At 42.0% G+C, this 17,911-nt stretch carries 23 protein-coding genes and 1 pseudogene; 10 read left to right on the top strand and 14 right to left on the bottom strand.

From position 1 onward, the window contains the following. From traN to H3001_RS16930, 6 genes and pseudogenes are all read left to right on the top strand, one after another. A partial coding sequence (gene traN / locus H3001_RS16950) for a conjugative transposon protein TraN (RefSeq protein WP_181215570.1) occupies positions 1–584 on the top strand: 584 nt, incomplete at its 5' end. Continuing rightward, positions 581–1,138, top strand: coding sequence for a conjugal transfer protein TraO (locus tag H3001_RS16945; RefSeq protein ID WP_117866308.1), 558 nt, complete (start codon positions 581–583; stop codon positions 1,136–1,138). The genes traN and H3001_RS16945, both read left to right, overlap by 4 nt. A gap of 6 nt (positions 1,139–1,144) precedes the next feature. After that, the gene (locus H3001_RS16940) at positions 1,145–2,005 is read left to right on the top strand and encodes a toprim domain-containing protein (RefSeq protein ID WP_118308675.1); all 861 of its coding nucleotides are present in this window, start codon (positions 1,145–1,147) and stop codon (positions 2,003–2,005) included. Further along, positions 2,002–2,505 (top strand): DUF3872 domain-containing protein, encoded by a 504-nt coding sequence (locus H3001_RS16935; protein WP_118308676.1) that lies wholly within the window; start codon positions 2,002–2,004, stop codon positions 2,503–2,505. Before H3001_RS16940 ends, H3001_RS16935 begins: the two co-directional genes overlap by 4 nt. 47 nt (positions 2,506–2,552) lie before the next feature. Then, a pseudogene (locus tag H3001_RS19715) lies at positions 2,553–2,747 on the top strand (glycoside hydrolase family protein); the annotation flags it as partial. A 192-nt stretch (positions 2,748–2,939) separates the two neighbouring features. Next, complete coding sequence (locus H3001_RS16930) at positions 2,940–4,490, top strand: ATP-binding protein (protein WP_118308677.1); 1,551 nt, start codon at positions 2,940–2,942, stop codon at positions 4,488–4,490. A gap of 330 nt (positions 4,491–4,820) precedes the next feature. On the opposite strand, the gene H3001_RS16925 is transcribed toward H3001_RS16930, so the two are convergent. The 14 genes from H3001_RS16925 to H3001_RS16860 form a co-directional block, all read right to left on the bottom strand. After that, positions 4,821–4,964, bottom strand: a complete 144-nt coding sequence (locus tag H3001_RS16925; protein WP_181215571.1) for a hypothetical protein — start codon at positions 4,962–4,964, stop codon at positions 4,821–4,823. Positions 4,965–5,050: 86 nt separating this feature from the next. Beyond that, positions 5,051–5,941, bottom strand: coding sequence for a hypothetical protein (locus H3001_RS16920; RefSeq protein ID WP_004326295.1), 891 nt, complete (start codon positions 5,939–5,941; stop codon positions 5,051–5,053). Between the two features lie 26 nt (positions 5,942–5,967). Then, positions 5,968–6,687, bottom strand: a complete 720-nt coding sequence (locus tag H3001_RS16915) for an N-6 DNA methylase (protein ID WP_007560850.1) — start codon at positions 6,685–6,687, stop codon at positions 5,968–5,970. Between the two features lie 21 nt (positions 6,688–6,708). Beyond that, positions 6,709–7,521 (bottom strand): DUF4121 family protein, encoded by an 813-nt coding sequence (locus H3001_RS16910; RefSeq protein WP_118308678.1) that lies wholly within the window; start codon positions 7,519–7,521, stop codon positions 6,709–6,711. After that, a complete protein-coding gene (locus H3001_RS16905; RefSeq protein ID WP_009121403.1) occupies positions 7,518–7,787 on the bottom strand; it encodes a hypothetical protein in 270 nt (89 codons plus the stop codon). The genes H3001_RS16910 and H3001_RS16905 overlap by 4 nt, the downstream gene beginning before the upstream one ends. Continuing rightward, entirely contained in the window at positions 7,784–8,722 is a 939-nt protein-coding gene (locus tag H3001_RS16900) for a hypothetical protein (protein ID WP_118308679.1), read from the bottom strand. Before H3001_RS16900 ends, H3001_RS16905 begins: the two co-directional genes overlap by 4 nt. A 299-nt stretch (positions 8,723–9,021) precedes the next feature. Next, positions 9,022–9,315, bottom strand: a complete 294-nt coding sequence (locus H3001_RS16895) for a DUF4120 family protein (RefSeq protein ID WP_117678447.1) — start codon at positions 9,313–9,315, stop codon at positions 9,022–9,024. Positions 9,316–9,355: 40 nt separating this feature from the next. Next, complete coding sequence (locus H3001_RS16890; RefSeq protein WP_118308681.1) at positions 9,356–9,571, bottom strand: hypothetical protein; 216 nt, start codon at positions 9,569–9,571, stop codon at positions 9,356–9,358. A 15-nt stretch (positions 9,572–9,586) separates the two neighbouring features. After that, positions 9,587–10,564 (bottom strand): hypothetical protein, encoded by a 978-nt coding sequence (locus H3001_RS16885; RefSeq protein WP_118308682.1) that lies wholly within the window; start codon positions 10,562–10,564, stop codon positions 9,587–9,589. 18 nt (positions 10,565–10,582) lie between these two features. After that, positions 10,583–10,927 carry a hypothetical protein gene (locus tag H3001_RS16880; protein ID WP_118308683.1) on the bottom strand — a complete coding sequence of 115 codons (345 nt, stop codon included), beginning with the start codon at positions 10,925–10,927 and terminating at the stop codon, positions 10,583–10,585. A 15-nt stretch (positions 10,928–10,942) separates the two neighbouring features. Further along, a complete protein-coding gene (locus H3001_RS16875; protein ID WP_181215569.1) occupies positions 10,943–11,098 on the bottom strand; it encodes a hypothetical protein in 156 nt (51 codons plus the stop codon). Positions 11,099–11,113: 15 nt separating this feature from the next. Further along, entirely contained in the window at positions 11,114–11,731 is a 618-nt protein-coding gene (locus H3001_RS16870; protein WP_118308684.1) for a DUF4313 domain-containing protein, read from the bottom strand. Positions 11,732–11,788: 57 nt separating this feature from the next. Next, positions 11,789–12,667, bottom strand: a complete 879-nt coding sequence (locus H3001_RS16865) for a hypothetical protein (RefSeq protein WP_118308685.1) — start codon at positions 12,665–12,667, stop codon at positions 11,789–11,791. A 3-nt stretch (positions 12,668–12,670) separates the two neighbouring features. Further along, the gene (locus tag H3001_RS16860) at positions 12,671–13,840 is read right to left on the bottom strand and encodes a hypothetical protein (protein ID WP_118308686.1); all 1,170 of its coding nucleotides are present in this window, start codon (positions 13,838–13,840) and stop codon (positions 12,671–12,673) included. A gap of 507 nt (positions 13,841–14,347) precedes the next feature. Here H3001_RS16860 and H3001_RS16855 point away from each other — a divergent pair. The 4 genes from H3001_RS16855 to H3001_RS16840 all read left to right on the top strand — a co-directional run bounded on the left by H3001_RS16855 (position 14,348) and on the right by H3001_RS16840 (position 17,790). Beyond that, entirely contained in the window at positions 14,348–14,650 is a 303-nt protein-coding gene (locus H3001_RS16855; protein WP_117816610.1) for a hypothetical protein, read from the top strand. 72 nt (positions 14,651–14,722) lie between these two features. Next, positions 14,723–15,784: a hypothetical protein gene (locus H3001_RS16850; RefSeq protein WP_181215568.1), complete on the top strand. Its 1,062-nt coding sequence runs from the start codon at positions 14,723–14,725 to the stop codon at positions 15,782–15,784. After that, on the top strand, positions 15,757–16,563 hold the full coding sequence (locus tag H3001_RS16845) for a CHAT domain-containing protein (protein ID WP_117816608.1): 807 nt from the start codon (positions 15,757–15,759) through the stop codon (positions 16,561–16,563). Before H3001_RS16850 ends, H3001_RS16845 begins: the two co-directional genes overlap by 28 nt. A 561-nt stretch (positions 16,564–17,124) precedes the next feature. Next, positions 17,125–17,790 (top strand): hypothetical protein, encoded by a 666-nt coding sequence (locus H3001_RS16840; protein ID WP_181215567.1) that lies wholly within the window; start codon positions 17,125–17,127, stop codon positions 17,788–17,790. Positions 17,791–17,911 lie beyond the last annotated feature (121 nt).

Below are 17,911 nucleotides of genomic sequence, written 5' to 3'. Positions count from 1 at the left end.
ACGTGAAGTATGCCGACGAGCCGCTGCTGCTGAATGTGGAGATGTGTGATTTCATCCATGACGGAGAATCGGTGAACCGTCCCAACAATGCCATGGAAATCTATCTGACCGAGCTGGATAACGAGTCACCCCGTCTGGTACGTCTTATCATGAAATCCGTGTATGAGAATGACAAGCGCCGTATCCGTCATATCGGCTGCAAGCGTTTCGGTATCCAGTATCTGCTCAAAGGGCTGTACACCCATAATGACCTGCTTTATTTCCATACCCAGGTAAAGAACTCCTCGAATGTGCCCTTTGACGTGGATTTCATTACGTTCAAGGTGGTGGACAAAAAGGTGATGAAGCGTACGGTCATGCAGGAGCAGGTGATTTATCCGCTGCGTGCCTATAATTATGTGACACGTGTAAACGGCAGGGATTCGGAATGCACGGTATTTGCCCTTCCCAAGTTTACGATACCGGACGACAAGAAACTGGTTGTGGAGATGTATGAGAAACAGGGCGGCCGTCACCAGAGTTTTGAGGTGGTCAACGAAGACCTGGTGCGTGCGGAAACCATCAACGAACTGAAGGTACGATGAGAACAAAAGTATTGTATATGCTGGCATTGCTGCTTGTCCTTTCCGTAGGGCAGGCAGACGCCCAGCGGATTCTGCCAAGGATGCAGGGTGTGGAAATGCGTGGAGGTATGGCTTCCGATAACGGATACTATATGGGAATGACACTTTCAAGTTATGCCAAAGGCGGGAACAAATGGGTATATGGAGCGGAATACCTGCATATGAAACACGGTTACCGTCATGTGACCATCCCTTCGGCGCAGTTTACGGCAGAAGGCGGATATTACCTGAATTTCCTTTCCGATGCGGGAAAAGTGTTCTTCCTCAATCTTGGAGGATCGGCACTGGCCGGATATGAGACGGTAAACTGGTCCGATAAAAAACTCTATGACGGGGCCACTCTGAAAAACGGCGATGCCTTTGTGTACGGCTGTGCCCTGACGCTGGAGATGGAACTGTACCTTGCCGACCGTGTGGCATTGACGGCTTCCTTGCGTGAGCGTTTCCTGTGGGGCGGAAGTCTCGGACATTGCCATACCCAGTATGGAATCGGCATTCGTTTTATGATAAATTAGCGGGTTATGGAACTGGAACAGATTAGACGGATTTCTCTTGTCGGTTTTCTTGAAGATCTGGGGCATATGCCTGTATCCCGTAAAGGAAATGATGTCTGGTTCAGATCCCCTTTCAGAAATGAGAGAACCGCATCCTTCAAGGTGGATACGCAGCGGAATGTCTGGTTTGATTTTGGTCTCGGAAAGGGAGGTGACATCTTCCATCTTGCCGGAGAACTGACCGGAAGTGCCGATTTTATGGAGCAACTGGAGTTCCTTTCTGGGAAATCCGGCATCCTTCCCTTACGACCTTTACAGGAACGTAAGAAGATACCCCGCGTTTCTGGATTCGAGGACGTGAAAGTGGCGGAACTGAGTCATAAGGCATTGAAAGCTTATTTGAAAGAGAGAGGCATTGATCCGGCCATAGCCGGGAGATTCTGCAAGGAAGTGGCATACGGAATACGGGACAAACGGTATTTTGCCATAGGCTTCATGAACCGGAGCGGCGGTTATGAACTGCGTAACCCGATGTTCAAGGGATGCATCTCTCCCAAGGACATTTCCTGTGTGTCCCTGTCTGGAAAGAAAAATGATACGTGCTGCGTGTTTGAAGGATTTGTGGATTTCCTTTCGGCATTGGTATTACGGACTGTGACGGACGAGGACTGCCTAGTGCTGAACTCTGTATCCAATCTGGAACGGTCGTATGCCGTTCTGGAGGGTTACGGCAAAATCCGGTGCTTTCTTGACCGTGACCGGGCCGGGATTACCGCACTGGAGAGTTTGAACATACATTTCGGGAATAAGGTTACGGACTGTTCCGGTCTGTATGATGGATTTAAGGACTTGAATGAATATCTGACAAAAACAAAGGAAAACAAATGAAGACAGAAAAGAATATGAGAAAAGGATTTGGACTGGCAGGCAAGATTGCCATGTTCTGCATGGGTCTGGTCAGTTTTATACTGACTTCGTGTGAATCCGAGCTGGAAATCCAGCAGAGTTATCCGTTTACCGTGGAAACAATGCCAGTTCCCAAGGAATTGAACAGGAATGAAACGGCGGAAATACGATGTGAACTCAAAAGTGAGGGCGATTTTGACGGTACGGTCTATACGATCCGTTATTTCCAGTATGACGGGGAAGGTTCCCTGAAACTGGACAACGGTCTTGAATTCAAGCCGAATGACCGTTATCTGCTGGAGAACAGGAAGTTCAGGCTGTATTATACTTCACTATGTGACGAGGCGCAGAACTTCATTGTCGTTGTCGAAGACAATTGGGGAAACATGACAGAAATGGAATTTGACTTCAACGATGCAGGTGATGAAGAAACAGGTACTGTGGAAGATTCATTGTCAGTTCAGGAAGGAGGTGCCTTATAATAACCGTAAGACTTCTAGGGTCAGTACTGCCATTGGTGGTACTGGCCATGACGGTAACTTCTTTGCGGTCACAGGAGAATGTGGAAGACTCACGTTGGGAAACGGCTGTCAGGTGTATCAAAAAATACGAAGGATGGCATGGTCTGGAACATCATCCGTATGTTGCATACGGTCACCGTATCAGAAAAGGGGAAAAGTTTCCCGCCAGATTGACAGAAAGTGAGGGAGACTGTATTCTGAGATTTTGTTTTTATAATTAAACAGACTTATTTGACCTCAATTTATCTGAAAAAATAACATTTTGGGAATAAAATTAGTAAATTTGCTATTGATTAAGGGTGCAGCATAATATTCTCTTACTCATTTTTTATATTAGTAGGTTTATATTATTAAGCGGATGATTATTTTGGTTTAAATTTATATAGATTATTGATATGTTAATTAAATCTGTAACACTTAAAAATTTTCGTGGCTATAGAAATGAAACTACAGTTCTTTTTTCTAGTTTGACAACTTTTGTAGGTCGTAATGATATTGGAAAATCTACAATACTTGAGGCTTTGGACATTTTCTTTAATGAAGGGAAAGGATGTGTTTCCTTGGATAAGGAAGATATAAACAAACAAGCCTCTAATGAAGGTGACGATGAAGTGATAATTGCTGTAGAGTTTTTTAATTTGCCAGATAGTTTAATTATAGATGAAAGTAATAGAACAACACTTGCTGCTGAATATCTTTTAACAGAATCCAATACATTAAAGATAGTTAAAAGATATCCAAGGGCTGGAAAGGAAAAAGTTTATATTAAAGCTAAACATCCAACAAATCCAGCTTGTTGCGATTTATTGAGCAAAAAAATTACAGATCTTAAAGTAATATTAAGTAGAGAGGACATAGAATGTGAAGATCAAACAAGAAAAGCTGTTATACGCGCAGCAATATGGAATCACTTTGCTGATAATCTTAATTTAGAAGAAAAGGAAATTGATGTAACGAAAGAAGACGGAAAGACGATTTGGGAAAGTTTGAAAAAGTTTCTTCCTGTATATTCACTATTTCAAGCTGACCGAAGTAATAATGATCATGATAAAGAAATACAAGATCCTTTAAAAGAGGCTGTAAAATCAATACTTAAAGAGGATAATGTGGCTCAAATGTGTCAACGAATAGCAGAACATGTTACAACGAAATTGCAAGAAGTCTCAAATAATACTTTGAATAAAATACGAGAAATGAATCCAGAGCTAGCAAATAGTCTTAGCCCTAATATACCATCTTTTACTGATTTAAAATGGTCTGATTTATTTAAGAATGTATCTATCGCAGGTGACGATGATATTCCTATTAATAAACGTGGTAGTGGTGTAAAACGTTTAATACTTTTGAATTTTTTTAGAGCTGAAGTAGAAAGAATGCAAAGTAACACAGAGTCAGATGGCTTAATATATGCAATTGAGGAGCCTGAGACTTCTCAACATGTTGCACATCAAAAAATTCTGATGAAAGCTTTAATAGATTTAGCCAACAATGAGAATGTACAAGTTATATTGACTACTCATAGTTCTTATATTGTAAAACAACTAAAGTTTGATAACATTCGGTTAATAAAAGAAATAGACGGAAGAAAAGTTGTTCAGAATGTAGAGTTATCTCAGTTACCATATCCGTCCTTAAACGAAATAAATTTTACATCTTTTGGAGAAGTAACAGAAGAGTATCATGATGAATTATATAGTTATCTTTATTCGAACAAAACAGATGAAGTAAGATGGATTGAAGAATATATAAATGGAAAACCCACAGTTAATTATATTAGGGAGTTGCAAAATGGTTCTACAAAAGAAGAGCAAAAAACTTTAACAGAGAAAATTCGTCATCAAATTCATCATCCAGAAAATTGTCATAATGCTCCTTATACAGAAGCTGATATTCGCCAGTCAATTGAAGATATGAGAACCTTTATTATGAATAAGAGAGAATCGTAAAATGGCAGCTCTTTTACATCTTGCTGCCAGAAGATGTGCACTCATCGTCTCGGACGACGACGACAATACGGTGAAACGTATTCCCACTTCCCATAACGAAACCGATAGTAATCGGATACAGATACTGGTTTGTGAATGCAATTGCACATTATCCTCATATCAAACACCTCCTTTCATTTATTTAACCTTATAAATAAAGATAGGCCAGTGTATCTATTTGGAAATGTTGCGCAAATATACGATAAACATTTATTATAAAAAGCAAATTGAAGAAGTTTTTCAATATGCTAAGTGTTTTATGTGAAGTCTGCCAGTTGTCCAATGTCTGTTTTACTTTTTATTGTTCTTCTGCTGGATATTTGTATCTTTTATGAAAGAGAAGACCGCCTTTGGCTCGAATGAACTGTATTCGTACCATGCGTTGCATTTGAAAAGGATATACATTTCAGCCTTTATTCTGTTACTTGCTGCCATATCTTATCTTATTATTACGGTTGATAAACGACAAAGCCCGATTCCGCTGGTGACGGAACCGGGCCTGTCGTATTCGGTTTCAGGTTTTAATTCTGGTTATATGAAAGCAGGAAATCGGCCATAGCTCCATTTTGTGGAATCATGGCAGGAAAATCAGTCTTTCCAGGCTTGTAGATTTCTGTCGCTACATTGTAGACATCCCACGCTGTAATGCGTGGCTGTTCAAGTGAGAGTTTGAGCAGTTCTTCCGTAAACACGGAAATCTGTCCCTGGTTAAGCGGATAGGTGTCCACCTGTGATGCCAGTCTTTTGTCTGCACTGTCATGGGATACACGCAGAGCCGTCAGCATACCGATAATCATGTATAATTCACCGGGTGTCAACACCTTTTCCTTGAGCCTTTGGATTCGGCTTCTGTCCGCATCCATGTCACGCTCAAAATTGCGCATCCAGTCATCTACCTTCCCGAACAGTTCCTCGGTAGTCACCTTGTCCTTACCGTAGTTGGCAACGCTTCGTTCGGGTGAAAGGATACACTGGTTGTGGCAGATACGTACACAGGGACCTATTGCCGCCTGGATACCGTCCTGATGGTAGGCTACCACGAGTGTGGTTGTCAGTTCGTCGGTATCTCCGTTCAGAATACGGATGGTGGTGAATATTCTGCGCAGTACATGTGCTTCTACCGCCTTCTCTCCATAGGTCTGTTCCACCTGCGGCAGGATGACCACTCCGGGCTGTGTCCGGTTCTTGTTCTGGGCGGCGAAGATTTCCTCCACCTCGTAGTTCAGGTTGTGACGGCGGCAGATGTCCGTCATGCGCTGGATGACCTGGTAGTGGTAGATTCCCCTGACCGGATTACCGTAGATGTCGTTCTCCTTGTAGGTACGCTGTAGTGTTTCAAGGTCCATTACTTCGATTCCGTTGTTCTGGAAATCAAACTGTCTCTGATTGTTCAATGTTGCTAAAGCTTCCATAATTATATTTTTTAAATGGTTGGTAATTATTTGTCCAATAGGTTGATGATACGGACTGCCTCTTTGAAGCGTCCGATATTTTCCGGAAGAGGATTCCTATATTCCTCTTCCTTCATGCGTCTTATAGAAGGTATTCCCGTCAAGGGCAGAGCCTGGTTGACTTTCCATCCGTCAGTGAATGCCTTCGGCTGGAGACTGTCATGACAGATCACTTCCCCGACACATCCGTGGACGAGCATGTTGCATACGGTCATCATGCAGCAGGTCCGGCTGATGTCTTCTCCGACCAGATAGTTTCCCGGATTGTGCGCATGGTATGCCAGCAGGAGCCTTCCGCTGCCGCATGTAGGGTCTCCCATCCTCTGTCCGGTCTCTTTTTTACCTGCCGCGCACATGACCATGAGTTCACAGATATGTGACGGCGTGAAGAACTGTCCGTTTGCCTGCTGTCCCGGTTTTGAGCAGTAGGCCATGTGGAGTTCACCGAAAGCGTCGAACCAGCCCGACCTGCCGATTTGTTTCTGCATGATACGTGTCCATTCGGCTGTCATTTCCATGAACGAGGCGTTTTGCTGACGCTTGTATTTCCAGTTGCTTATTGGCGGTGCTCCAGGAGAGAAGCCGTGGATGATGAAACGCAGCAGGTCGTTGAATACGGTCTGTATTTCATAGCCGCATGAGGAGGCAAAGCCTGTGATGAGCCTGTCGAGCGGCCTGACTTCGTTGGAGATTTCATATCGTGCCATATTCCTTTATTTTATAATTGGTTATAGACTGTCGTTGATTCTGTATACTGTTACGGTATGGTTTTCATTGTCCGTGTGTATTCTGACCGGACCGTATCCCATGAATTTCATGCGGATTTGTCCGTGCTGTCCCATACCGTTCCACTGCTCACGTGATATTTCCTTAATATCCATGCGGTATCCCCAAAGTACAAGAGAGTCAGGCAGGATTCCCTTGTAGAGTCTGCCTTTCAGGATTGCGGCCAGCTCGTCCAGCTCGCTCCGGCTGTACAGCGTGAATGAATCGCTGCGGAAGGTGTATTCGCCTGTCCTTTCCCTGTCCCGGTGTTTCATGATATGATAGCGAAACCAGTTACGGGTGGTGTAACCGTCATATAACGGATTTGGTTCTCTGTATTCCCATTTCCTGACCGGAGCATCGAACCTGAGACTACCCGTATTGCTGCGTTTCCCGAATCCCCATGTCCTGAATATGCGGATTTCAGTACCTGCGGGTTTCATGTTCCGGATATTGACCTGCGTCCAGGGGCTTCCGGTGGTATCATAGGCGGCTTTTCCCATGTCATCGAAACAGAATACCGTTTCCGGTATCAGGCATATATCCGCATATTTGCCTGTTATCCGTTCTATATGAGCTTTTCCGAAATAGTCACCCGAACGTGAGACAAATTCAACGCAGTCTCCTTCTGTCGGGCACATCTGCCTGCTTCGGACATTCTCCATCAGTTCCAGCATACGGTTCACTTTCCGTACTTCCTTTTCTGTAATGAGATACCCGAAGTCACCGTTTGCCAGTTCAAGACTGTCAAGGTCATATCGTATCTTTGTATTCATCCTGTTCTCCTCCTGTTTTGTGTATAGCGTTCAACCTGTCGGGTGATCATATCACAGAATTTCTGGCCGTTTTCTTCCTCACCCCTGAAATAGGCGGCCATCATCAGCAGGTTCTTGTTGTAATAATGCACCCATTTGTCATGGAAATGTGCGCCGGGAACCTGTCCGAATGTTTCCTGAAACAGTTCCAGGGTCAGATCCTCGTCCTGTCTCCTGTTGTATTCCCATATTGCCAGAAGCAGCATGTCATTGTAATTCAGTCTCATATTGCGTTGGTATTTGAAATGGCCATTATGATGTTGCAGCAACCGATTTCCCGGACATTCTCCTTCAGCTTTCCGTTGTTTACCAGTTTGTCGTATGCCTCATGCACAAACCTGTATGCAGGCGAATCATATCCGATACCGTGCAGATGTGATGTCGTCGCCACATTTATCCGTGATGCCATCATGGAAAGTATGTCCTCTTTCCCTGCCCGGCGGTTGCTGAAGGCATCCAGTATATTCTGGTGGATGCACGTTCCGTATCTGGCACGGTAATATTCCAGTTCTTCTTCATCGGTGAAGGAATACACCTCTTCCGCTATCGTATCCTTTACAAGACGGAATGTACGGCCTCCTTTTTTCAGTATGGCTGTAATCTGTGGAATATGCAGTGTTTCACAGTAGCCGCTTATTTCCATCGGATGCACGTACAGGCGTGTTTTTCCTTTTACAAGATACATGGCCTGTGATGTACAGCCGGTTCTGTCCGTGTCGAATCCCTCTCCATGAAATTTCTCTTTTATTTCCTTGTAGAATGCGTCCGTTTTCTCATGGGAAAGACCTTTTCCCCATTCATATCCGCTTTCCAGACTGAAAAGCAGATGGAAGAGGGTTGTCCGCCCGGTCTTGCTTTCCCAGTAGCCGTAAAGGTCAGTCGTGCCGGATTTCGGTCCGAACCTGTATCCGTCCGGAGTATAGCTTTCCATCACTTCCAGGAGTGAGTTCATGAAATTTTCCGATTCTTCCGATTTCCACCATTCTGACGTATCGTCATCCATGGCATAAGCCGGTATATGGTTCATAACCTGCAGGTATTCCGGAGTCTCTTTCAGAATGTCCAGCATCCTTGTGACGGCTTCCTTCCTTTGTCTGATGGAGAACAGTTCCGTTCCGGTATCCGCGTGAAGCCTGTTCTGTGTCTTCTGGTCTGTAATCATGACTTCTGATTTTTATTGTTATACATTGTCTGCCTGTAAGGTACAGGCATTCTTATTTCTTGTTGTCCCTGTTGTCTGTTTGCTCGCATCCCTGCAAGGCTTGGCGGAAAAAAATACCGGAGCGAAGCGAGGATGATTTTTTTCCAGACAACCAGCCCGCCAGGGCCGCCTTGCGGGAGTTGCGCGGCAAACAGCTATTTTTGCAGCAAGAAATGAGGATGCTGTCATCATGTCTCCGGCATAAAAAAAGGGAACCCCATATTGCATGAGGCTCCCCAATACAGACTGTCGCATATATGTCAGGTATGTATGCTCCATCCGTGGAAACGTTCCATGATGACGGCAAAGGATTCGTCCGGATTTCCATGATACAGCAGTCCTCCGACAATGCCTGTATTCCCGTCCGGATAACGTTCGCAGAATCCGAACGAATACGGCGCATGGTCGTAATAGAGTTCGATTTCGCATGGACGGTTCTCGTTTTTCTCCCATTGCTTGAGACGTTCAAGACAGTTTTCCAGTGTCTTGTCATTGATGGATTTTGCATACTGTACGACCTTGTCATAATGCTCTTGTGAACAACAGATTTTCATATTTTTGTAGTTTTTAGTGGTTGAAATGTTTATTGTATTATCAATATAAAATATCAAGTTCGCTAATGAATACTTCAGCTTTACCGAATCCGTCACCTATAAGAAGAATCAGATCATCATATTCAAGTTTTTCATTCGTCATTTCTTCTATATCAGGCATTATCAGAATTTCATAAATGCCTGAAGTCTCTCCGGCAGGATCGTGCCAGTAGACTTTTGTTCCTATTGACAGTTCTTGTATATCTATATTTTTCATTTTCTCGTTTGTTTTTCAGTCAATCCAGAAAGTACCGCAATGAGGGCATCTGCATCCGGCAGGATATTCATTAGAATATCGCACGTCACGGTGGCGTTTGTAGTTCATGTCACCGAAGGTGCATTTCCCGTCTCGGAATGTCTGCTCATAAGCGGCTTCCTGTTTCTTGTATTCAGCCATCCGGCTTTTTCGGACAGATCTGGTAAAAGGTATCATGCCTGTTTCCCATTTTGTGGAATCACACCAGTCATTGGTCATGCCGCAGACTTCATTGGCATAGGAATAGTGTACCTGTGAATCGACAAACAGGTTCTCCCTTCGGAAAGGGAAAGTGATGTCCAGCGGAATCCGTACATGATGTCCGGAACCGTTCCGGCTATCGGCTATGGCCACCACTACATTCCCGTGGAAACGGATGCTTTTGAAATCGTTCTCAGGGTCTTTGCTGATAAGCCTGTCAAACATGGCGTTGAAGTAGATGCGCAGTTCTCCGCCGTATGTGGCATTCTCTACCAGTTCTTCAATCTTCTCGTCAAACTGCCCCTTTTTCAGATGCAGTGCGCGGCGTACCTTATGACAGGCCATGGCGACTGATTCTCCCCGCAGTGAACAACCGGTCAGATATCCGCTGATTTCCACTCCGAGCGAATAGAAGAAATTAGTGACGGACGAGTTGCGTATCAGATCCTTTACCGGGTCGGAATCGTTCCGGTCGTAGATAAGTTCCCTGATTTCATCTTCATGCTCTTCAAACTCTCCGGCTAAATTGTCCGTTTCCAGATTCTTTCTTGTCTCCTCCAGATAGTCGTGCATGTTTGAGCTTTCCTGTTCCTCATACCATTCGTATGCCTTTTCATAGAGTTTTTCCATATTGTTGGAACGGATACATTCCTCTTGGATGTCTTCATGCTCATCAAGATCATCCCGGTAGTCCACGTAGTAGAGGCTTACATACTGTGGAATATAGTCTGTAAGTTGTAATGTTTGGTTCATGATTCCTGATTTTAAGAGTTATACAAACGAAAAAGCCCTGCTTGTCGTGCAGGGCCTGATTCTTGTGGAACTGAAACCTTTGGAATGTCTGTTTGTATGGTATCTCCATGTCTCAAGCAGATAATCCTTGGTTCCCTTGATACTTCCGTGTACCATACATCCTTTTTCATCATACAGGTAGCAGGTGTTAAGGAGAACCGGTATGCCGTCATGCACCTTGTACATGTGCAGCTCAATATCATTCTTTATGGCGACAGACTTTTCCTTTTCCACTTTTCTGTGTATGGCTTTTCTGACCTCGCCGATATGAGGAGAGGTATAGCCGATTATTTCCGAATGGAATGCAAACTGATATTTTTCCATAACACTTTATCCGTATTAAAATTCTGATATAATTTCATCTTCATATACCTCCAGTTCAAGACCGCTCTCGACAATCCTGACCAGCCAGCGGCATTCCAGTCTTTCCATCAGTTCGACGGCACGGTATCCCTTATAGGGACGTCTCAGAAATACAATGTCTCCGGTTTTCATATTTGTTCCTCCTTTTTATTGTGCGTAGATTGTTTCTATCAGTTCTGCATCCGTAAGATAGCGCAGTTCCTGTGTGGAGCAGAACAGGCAGATGCCATCCAGCAGTTCATTTGCCGCAGCATCCAGGTTTCGTACTCCTTCGATCAGAGATTCTTCCAGTTCCTTGCTTGAAACAAGATATATTCCGTGAATGTCTTGAACAGTTCTCAAAGGGAAACGTCTTTCCTGATAGATGATGTCCTTTATCATGTCATCCTGTGGTGGCAGTTTGGCGCTGATTGTCTTGAACTGTTCGGGTGCGAGTTCCTTCAACCTGTCAGGATTGAAGCGGAACATTCTGAATCCCTGATATTCAAATCCGGCAGGTTCTGCTATTCTGTTACTGGACAGGAAATCATGTACATGTCTGTTGCAGTCCCGGTTGTCCACATAGGCATGGAACGGGGGAAGGGAATTGAGGTTGACGGTAATGTCCGTGTAGGATTCCCAGCATTCCGGATTCTCCTTAGACCGGGATTCAAGTCCTACATACAGATTATCATTGTCGATATAACTGTTTAGGACGAGTCTGACCTCAATGCGTTCAGCCGGTTCTGTGGCTGTTTTCCAGTATAGAGTGTTTGATTTGTTCATACTTGTATTGTTTTTATGAGGGAATACGGCAGTTATTCTACCGCATTCCCCCGAATGTTATGATTTGATATTTATTTGTTCCTGTGCGGACTCCTTTTTCACGGTTCTCAATCTTTTTAGAAGATACAGGAAATATTCACGGTCATAGATCCGGAAAAGAAATTCCTCTGATGTCTCCTTGATGTGTCCGATGAAAGTTGCGGATTTCCTGCCGGGAGGATATTGAAAGAAATGTCCGTCGGAAACAAGGGTGAGCTTCTTTCCTGATACATGGTCTATCAGTTCGTCCGGAGTTTCGTAATGTCCTTTTCCTTTATAGAACTGATAATGGTTCCGGCGAAGACTTTTCAGGGTATTCGCCATGTCCGTCCTTGCTTGTCTGGAATCTGATTGGATGACAAGGTTGCAGATGAATACGGACTGTTTTCCGTCCAGTGAAAAATAATAGGGAATGAGTCTGGTTCCGCTGATTGTTTTGCTTGTTTCCTCTTTTGAGATCACGGCTTTCCGGTTGATGATTTCCATGTGACGGCCTATCTGATTGTCCAGTTCGGATTGCGGAGTAAGTACGGAGCGTAGGCCCTTGAAATATCTTCCTTGACGGGTAAAGCAGAAAGAGTACATATTTCCGTAATACGGTTCTCCCACAAAGAACGAGTTTTGTCTCATGCGCAAGGGTGGCAGTACATCCAGCAGGTCATAGTAGTCTTCTTCGGTGATTTCCTTGAACGGTTCGGACAGGGACTGATTGTATAGCCGCAACTTCTTGTCTATATCAGAAGGTGTTATTGCTTTCAGATAGGGATTGTTTTCCCGTATGCGCAGTTCTTCGATTGTTTCTCCGCCATAGTCATTATGGAATCCGTCACTCATACTTGTTAGGCATGTTCCGTCGAAGTAGCGGGAATCGATTACATATTTCAATCGGTCTTTCATGTCTTATAGGTTTTGAAGGTTCAACACTCTTTTGACTGCATATACGGCATTCTGTGTAAGTTGCCGTTGCCATGCCTGGTATCTCGGCGACCATTTGAAACCGTATGATTTCAGTTCCTTGCGCCTCTGGTCATCCGGAATACTGTCAAACAGGATTTGCAGGCGGTCTGCCTCATAGTTCCATACCAGCGTTCCGCCTTCAAATTTCAGTTCACGGTTTTCCCGTTCTCTGATTTCCTGAAGTTTCAGTCTGGCCTGGCGTGCCATTTCCGGCAGTTGGAAGAAACGGTTCCGTGGAGTGATAACCGGTTTCTTGCATTGCGCATTGAAGTCTGTAATGAAATCCACCGCTTTCTGCACGATTTCCACTTCTCCTTTTCCTGCATAGGTGCTTACCTTATTAAGGATACTGCTAACGAACAGGGCACGGCTGTATCCTCTTGCCTTACCGGTATCAATATCATGGATGGTTTGTGCGCTGCTTGCAATGTCACGCTTCAGGCGGTTCCATGCCTCCTCCTGCTTCTGTTCTTCCGGTTTGGCAGCCTCTTTCATTCTTTCCATGGCAGCCTTGAAGCGGTTACGCCAGTCCTGGAATTCATCAAATCTGTTCTGGTATGCGTCCAAGGCCTTGTTGTTGCGCTGGCAGTTGAATTTGGCAGGTCCTGTCACCATCGGACTGGCACATCGTGAGAGACTGCCCAGCAAGGCAGAGAACTTGCTATGGTATGCACTGACATACTCGTTCTGCTTTTCTTCCGGAATCTGTTTCAGATCCTCTACAAGTTGTTTTTCATATTGCATGATGTCTGTTTCCGCCCTTGCTTCAGGTTCGAAGGAACTCCATCTGTACGCGTTGTATGCAGCATCAAGCAGGTCTTCCAGATAGCCGGGATACAGGAATTCCACGGCTTCCCATTTCTCAAATTCATTTGGATGCAGTTCCGTTTCTCCGTTTGCCGTTTCGATGGTGTGTACATAGGAGCCCATTCCCGTACAGCGTTTACGGAAATGAAAAAGGACGGCTTCATCGTCCGTCCCCTGTTTCTTGATTTTCTTCACGCGGTAAGCGTTCTTTCTTGTCAACGTTACAACCGTCTGTTTTCCGGTCTTGTCCTTCATGAGGTCTGCTACTGTACCTTCACATACCTTCTTTCCAACTTCTTCAGTCATATTCTTTTATTTAAATTAGACATGACCGGCTCCGTGGAGCCAGTATTTCAATTTCTTACTGGCCTGGCTGTTCTTTGCCAATGACCGGTGCAAGGCTTGGCGGAAAAAAATACCGGAGCGAAGCGAGGATGATTTTTTTCCAACCAACCAGCCCGACAGGGCCGCCTTGAACAGTCAGTGGCAAAGGGCGATATTTGCTGTAAGAAATGAAATGCTGATAAGTAAATTTATCAAACTATTATCTATAACTCTTATATAGTATTATATCATTTGTGTAAATATATAAATAATAAGATAATAGGTTGTTAAATTGGGAAATATAGTAGTGTATAGCTGTAAGTTTATAGTAAACAAGGTAGATTTATTAAAATGTGATTGATATTTTGTTACTATGTATCATTTATACGGTTAATATTATATGGTAGTTTTTTCATGATATAATTACTCTTTATAGAATTTGCTGAATAAAATAAATCTTCATAATTTTAAAATAAAGAAAACTAAATAATGAAATTAATAGAAATATATGTGCAAATGGACTTCAATAATATCAATAATCCTATACTTTATATAGCTTTACTCAGAGAAAGAGATTCTATCAAGTTTACCAATATTCCACAGGAATCTATACAGCATCCGATGTTAGGGTATATCGGATATCTGCCTCAAAGCATGGCGCAGTTTATCTATGGCATAGAATATTACCAGCTGAGCAAATATTATGGCCTGATATCAGGATACAGACTGATTATGGTCTATCCGGATATTACAGCAGAAGCTATAAAATCATTGCTCGATTTGCCCAAATAGCCGCATGTGATACTGCTATGTACCGAAGAGGAACGTATTATCGAAATTTACACCAACCTGTTAAAAGACTACATGAACGAGGATTTTGTCTGCCTTACTTCGGATGAAGCAGGTAATGTATGCAAGTTTCCATGTACTACTCTAACCAGATTGAGTGATATCTGGAAATGGTTTTACGACTACGCAAACAAAAACTATGAAATAGACAAAAGCAGACAGCCTTTCTCGGTTCCTTGTCTTGATAAAAGTGTTTACGACACGGGAGATGCATTCTCGCCGACCAGAACAAACACTCAAACGATCAATTCGATATTGGGAAACTGGGATTACTCCCTTTCGCTGACAAAAGATGAAATACTGAAAAGGAGACTGGAATCGTCGGAAGCAGCTCTGAACAATACGATGGGATTCGAAAGGCAGAATTTACTAATAGAACAGATAACAAAAATAAGGTTGATCGAAAATATAGCAGCTGACTTCACGAAGGACATCAAATTTCTGGAAGAACACTACCGGGCGCCCCTAATTCTGGCTGCACCTTATACAAGTATTGAAATGCGTAAACTTCCTGAAAAGGATTTGCTGCCGGGAGAAGAAAAAATGGCACAGAATCTTGAAAAAATAATGGGTTATCATCAAACTCATAATTATACTGTCGCTTATGATGTAACGAATTTGCACAAAGAATTATATCCTGCCATGAGGTATGTGCTTAATAATTTTCTCATCCCCCGAATCACATTCTTCGATTTTGTGGCTCAACTGCACTGCTCAATAAGATTCTCACCTTATTTGCGACTCCAGATTATGGGAAAAAATATCAACTCCGAACTTTCATTCGTAGGGATAAAACATATCGAAAGGCTGGCCACATCGCCAAGCAAAAACAAAAACATACGAAAAGTGATGGAAAAAATCGGGAAAAAAATGACCGATGAAATACTCTCGCCAAAAGCTGTTGAAATGTTGCAAGAGTACAGCTCACAAATTGTAGCCATGACTGACCTTCCTATAGAATGGATGATGATAGACGGTGTACCGCTGGGATTCACACACGAGGTGTGCAGGCTGCCTGAAACACTGGTTATAAGTCAGCTGGCACAATTATGGAAGCAAAATTCAGACCGTATGTAATACCGGAGGATATCCTGCAAAAAACGCTTGTCGTATTCGGAAATGAAGACCCGGAGTTTGTGATGGCACAATTACCTGTTAGGGAACTGGCTAAAACCTTGGGATTTCAGATAAAAACGTGCCTGAATAAATCCAGCTTCTTCGAAGCCATAAAGGAAACCGGACCGGAACTATTGATAATCGATACGCACGGAGGGGTAGATGAAACAACACACAACTCATTTATCATGATGGGAGACGATATCATAACCGGGGATGATGTGGTAAACAGCGGAATAGGCCCACAACTGGTATTTCTCTCTGCATGTAACACGTTTACCACTTACAATACCATAAATACAATAGCAAACGCTTTTTCCCAGATTGGAGCCAACGCTGTCACTACTTCGTATATGCCTCTGCATGTATTGCCTGCAACCGTATTATATATCCGGCTGCTACGTAACCTGAACAAGGCCGCACACAAGAATATACATTTAAACTGGCTGTCATTCATATCACATCTGATGAGAACATCTTATATACATGCTCCCATCGGGAAAAAAGAAAATCTAAATTTAAAGAAAGAAACACTGGATACACTCAGCGAACTGAGTGTGCAATCTATGTTTTTCGGCAAAAGAAGGGAGGTCTATGAAAAACTAAATAATAAAGAATTCACAAAAAGCCTGAACTATAACTATGAATATATTATTCCTCACTATCTTATGTATTCTACATTGGGACGAGCCGATATTATTTTATTTAAGTCAAGTCTAGATAATATTATGATGTCATAAGAATATTTCTAAATAGAAAAACGTATCATGTTTATTGAATTTATAATGATAACACTTTTTGCATAACGAAATAAATATATAGACGTTCAAAATAATCTTTGTATATGAATAATAAATATTAGCTTTATAAACTTATCCTTAAATGTTAAATATAAAATTAACATTAAACACATATATAAAGATTGATTTTTTAAATTTTATATACAACTTTTAGTAGTGAATATCTTAATATAAAGTTTTCATTATTAATATACTATTGAATGTAATCATCACTTTTAAATAAATATACAACATGTATTTTATTTGAATTATTTTTTTTAGAATTTTTACATAAGATCCTTATGTTCTGTATAAAGTGTTTCTGTATCATATAGTATAATGATTGTTTGAGAAGTGATGGATTTTCTTGATTTTTTGTCTTATTGTATTTTATCTAATCTATATTTGCTGGAATAAGTATATTAAAATGCTATTTCTTGATTATTTGATTAAAAAAAAGTAAATTTGTAGTTAAATGAATATTGAAATAAGAATAGTACGTTTTTTAAATTCATTTTTCTCATGGATAATAAGGATTTTGAGTTGTTTTTGAAAATTAAGGAACAATTAGATAGACTTAATAATATAGCCTTAACTTTTCATTATAGTATAGAAGTTGATTATAAATGTAGTTTTTCTTCAAATACTTATTTCCTGAATATAAATATTCCTCTTGACGAATATTTCACAGCTAAAATAGTTTTTAGGTCATCTATAAATAATAATTTTTTTATGGATTTTTATTTTTGTTTTATGCAAAAATGTGTTGACGATTACAATAATCATCTTGCTTGGATTCAGATAGTTCCATTAAAAAGATATGTACCAGATGCCATATTAGCTTTAGGATCTTACTTTAAAGGTAGATATAATATAGTAGGTAATAGTATTAGTGCATCTGGAGAACATGTTATTCATCAAATTTATTCTAATAAAGCTGCCTTATCCTCAATGTGTAAAAAATCAACTTGTTGGGATATGCACGGTAATTTAAAGAGCAAATTTACAGACTGGAAATCTGAAGCTATTTCATTAGTAATATCCAAGGAGTTTCCACCATGTAGGATAGTAACTGGTATAAAAAAGGATCAGCAGGTTCATTATGATAACAGTTATGGATTACATGGTTCCAATGGGACCTATGTAGAAAATGTAAATCAAACTTGGTGCTTGGTGTTTAAAGTGTAGGCTCGGTAATGGACGCCTTGCCACCTTTCGGTGGTAGGTTTCCCATAACCTGCCCCCGAACCGTACGTGCAGGTCTCCCTGCATACGGCTCTCCACTGGTAATATCAGTTTATTTGTCATG

The organism is Phocaeicola faecicola, assembly GCF_013618865.1.
Classification (GTDB): domain Bacteria; phylum Bacteroidota; class Bacteroidia; order Bacteroidales; family Bacteroidaceae; genus Phocaeicola; species Phocaeicola faecicola.
The sequence above is the reverse complement of the archived record's forward strand: the minus strand, read 5'-3'. Positions and strand labels throughout refer to the sequence as shown.